This is a genomic window from Nocardioides sp., assembly GCF_050246775.1.
Classification (GTDB): Bacteria; Actinomycetota; Actinomycetes; order Propionibacteriales; family Nocardioidaceae; genus Nocardioides.
Genome location: NZ_JBFWVK010000019.1, coordinates 1 through 3,347, shown reverse-complemented (window position 1 = coordinate 3,347; position 3,347 = coordinate 1). Strand labels below are relative to the sequence as shown.

The 3,347-nt window shown below is 66.1% G+C and carries 4 protein-coding genes; all 4 read left to right on the top strand.

The genetic code is table 11. The features are described 5' to 3' along the window. Positions 1-154 precede the first annotated feature (154 nt). Positions 155-745: a hypothetical protein gene (locus tag AB7I40_RS23715; RefSeq protein WP_428348169.1), complete on the top strand. Its 591-nt coding sequence runs from the start codon at positions 155-157 to the stop codon at positions 743-745. Positions 746-847: 102 nt separating this feature from the next. Continuing rightward, a complete protein-coding gene (locus AB7I40_RS23710; protein ID WP_428348168.1) occupies positions 848-2,302 on the top strand; it encodes a DDE-type integrase/transposase/recombinase in 1,455 nt (484 codons plus the stop codon). Then, a complete protein-coding gene (locus AB7I40_RS23705) occupies positions 2,299-3,144 on the top strand; it encodes an ExeA family protein (RefSeq protein WP_428348167.1) in 846 nt (281 codons plus the stop codon). Before AB7I40_RS23710 ends, AB7I40_RS23705 begins: the two co-directional genes overlap by 4 nt. Before the next feature lie 2 nt (positions 3,145-3,146). Continuing rightward, on the top strand, positions 3,147-3,347 hold a 201-nt coding region (locus AB7I40_RS23700), incomplete at its 3' end, for an AAA family ATPase (RefSeq protein WP_428348166.1).

The following is a 3,347-nucleotide window of genomic DNA, read 5'->3' as shown; positions in this document are numbered from 1 at the left end:
TGTGGGTGACCAAGATAATCGACGCAAAATCGGCCGATCCTGCGCAACTTCACTGATGCTTGCAAAAAAAAGCCCCTCGGAGAGCCTGATCGGTTGATCGAGGTTCCCGAGGGGTGTACTCCGGAATGTTCTAACGCAACCCGGAGTAGTCACGATGTACCACGATTGGCCCGGCGGTGCCACGTTCTGGCCGTTTCTTTTCCAGGTCGATCAAGATCTCGCCCAGAGTGCCCGCGACAAGGCCTGCCGGTGCGGCGGCCGTCTGCACTGCGCCGACTACCCCCGCAAGCCGCGGGGCAGTGCCGAGCGTCTCCCCGAGGACTACGGCTACCGGTTCAGCTTCTGCTGCGATCGCGACGGTTGTCGCAAGCGGGTGACGCCGCCGTCGGTGCGGTTTCTGGACCGTAAGGTATATCTGTTCGCGGTAGTCGTCCTGGCGAGCGCCATGCGGCAAGGGCCGTCACCGCGCCGCGTCCACGAACTGTCGCAGCTGTTCGGCGCCGACCGGCGGACCATTGCCCGCTGGCAGGTATTCTGGCGGGAACACGTGCCGCAGACACCGTTCTGGAAGATCGCGCGTGGTCGTCTGTCAGCAACGGACGTGATCGTCCTCCTGCCACAGTCACTTCTGGGAGTGTTCCTCCGCGGTGACCATCCCTGCGAGGAATGGGGGCGTCTGCTGCGCTTTCTGTCACCGATCACGACCGCGACAGCCTGCCGAGCGAGCTCTCCGGATGGTTCGTAGCGAGCCACAGCGATCCGCAGAGGATGCTCGTCGAGCATCTGGGCGGGCCGGGATATAGATGGTCGTCACAGTGATTTTCACCTGGTTCGAGGAGGAGACGTGATGACCAGCAACACCGGCCCCTTGTGGGCCCGCTTTCGCTTTTCCGTGGTGGGCGCGCTGTTGAGTTCGCCGCGGCCGCGCGGAGACCTTAAGACGGCCCTCCGCGACCTGGCCGCCAAGACCTGGACGCATCCGGTGAGTGGACGGGATGTGCAATTCTCGGCCGTCACGATCGAACGCTGGTACTACGCGGCGCGACGTGAGAAGGACGACCCGGTCACCGTGCTGCGCCGCGCCGTGCGCAAGGACTGTGGCAAGGTGTCGATGCCCCGAGCCATGGCGGACCAACTTGGTCGCCAGTACGTCGAGCATCCGCACTGGACCTACCAGTTGCACTACGACAACCTGGCGGCGTTCGTGAAGGCCGACCCGGGGCTGGGCGTGCTGCGTTCCTATTCCACGGTCCGCCGCTACATGCAGGCGCGCGGCCTGGTGCGCAAGCCCCGGCCCCAGCCCAAGGGCAGTGCCGGCGAAGCCCGCGCCCTGGAGCGACGCCAGACGCGCGAGGTTCGCAGCTTCGAGGCCGAATACGTGGGCTCGCTGTGGCATCTCGATTTCCACTACGGCTCCCTCAAGGTGCTCACGCCCGGCGGCCAGTGGCAGCGTCCGCTCGCCCTGGGCATCCTCGACGATCACTCGCGGCTCTGCTGCCACCTGCAGTGGTACCTGTCGGAGACCGCCGAGGACCTGGTGCACGGCCTGTCGCAGGCGATTCAGAAGCGCGGACTGCCGCGGGCACTGATGACCGACAACGGCGCGGCGATGGTGGCCGACGAGGTCACGCAAGGCTTGCTGCGCCTGGGGATCGTGCACGAGCGCACCCTGCCGTACAGCCCCTACCAAAACGGCAAGCAAGAAGCCTTCTGGGGGACCGTCGAGGGGCGGCTGATGGAGATGCTCGACGGCTATCCGGAGTTGACGCTCGCGTTCCTCAACGAAGCGACGCAGGCCTGGGCAGAGATCGAGTACAACCGTGCCGAACACCGCGAGCTGTCCTGCGCTCCGGTCGAGCGCTTCGCCCAGGCCCCGGACGTACTCCGCACAAGTCCCTCGAGCGACGCGCTGCGCCAGGCGTTTCGCCTGGAGAGCAAGCGGCGTCAGCGGCAGAGCGACGGGACGATCTCGCTGGAGGGCGTGCGCTTCGAGATCCCGGCACGCTTCCGTCACTTCCGCGAGGTCGTGGTGCGTTACGCCCGCTGGGACCTGGCCCGCGTCGACCTGGTCGATCCGCGGCACGGCACTCCACTGGCTCCCTTGTACCCGCTCGACCGCACCGCGAACGCCGATGGCCGCCGCGGCGCCGTCGAACCTGCCGGCGACGAGGACCCCGACCGTCCGCGCTCCAGCGAGTTGCCGCCGCTCTTGAAGAAGATCCTTGCCGAGTACTCCGCCACGGGCCTGCCGCCAGCGTACCTGCCCCAGAGAACACCGACGAAGGGAGAGCAAGCCTCATGAATGCCAAGAAGCTGTTGTCGCTGTGGGGATTGAAGTGGAACCCGTTCTCGCCGGAGCTGCCCGGCGAAGCCCTGCTGGTGACCGCCAAGATCGAGAACTTCGCCTGGCGCGTCGAGCAACTGGTCCAGGAGGGCGGCTTCGCGCTGATCTCGGGGGAGTCGGGCACCGGCAAATCGGTGGCGCTGCGCATCGTGGCTCAACGCCTGGCGGCGCTGCGCGAAGTGGTTGTCGGCGCCCTCGAACGGCCCCAGTCGAGAGCCGCCGACTTCTATCGTGAGCTGGGCGACGTCTTCGCGGTAAAGCTCAGTTCCTCCAATCGTTGGAGCGGCTTCCGAACGCTCCGCGAGCGCTGGAAGGCTCACGTGGCCTCTGCGCGCATCAAGCCCGTGCTGCTGATCGACGAAGCCCAGGAGATGATTCCCGAGGTGCTCAATGAGCTGCGCATCCTGTCCAGCGCCGACTTCGATTCCACCTCGCTGTTGACGGTGGTCCTGGCGGGAGATGGGCGACTGCTGGAACTGTTGCGGCATGAGGACCTCATTCCGCTGGGGACCAGGATCCGCACGCGGCTCCAGACGGAGGCCGCAGCGCGCGAGGAACTCTGCCAGCTCTTGGACCATGCCCTGGCCAAGGCCGGCAACACCTCGCTGATGACCGTCGAACTCCGCGACACCTTGGTGGACCACTGTGCCGGCAATTACCGGTTGCTCATGACCATGAGCGCCGAGTTGCTGGCTTACGGCATGGCCCACGAAGTCCAGCAGCTCGACGAGAAGTTCTACCTGGAGGTGTTCCAGCCGAACCTGCCCCGCCCGGCAGCCAAGAAGAAAACGAGGGCGTGACGATGCCTGGACTGGATGAGCTGTTGCTGCCTGTCGTACGCGTGGGGGACATTCGCCACGAGGATCAGGCCCAGCGCTGGCTGGTCGATCCGCTCTGGGGGGACTCGTCGGTCGGCGTGATTGGTGGCTCGCCGAAGTGCGCCAAGACCTGGTTGGGGCTGGACCTGGCCCTGAGCGTGGCCACCGGCACGGCCTGCCTGGGC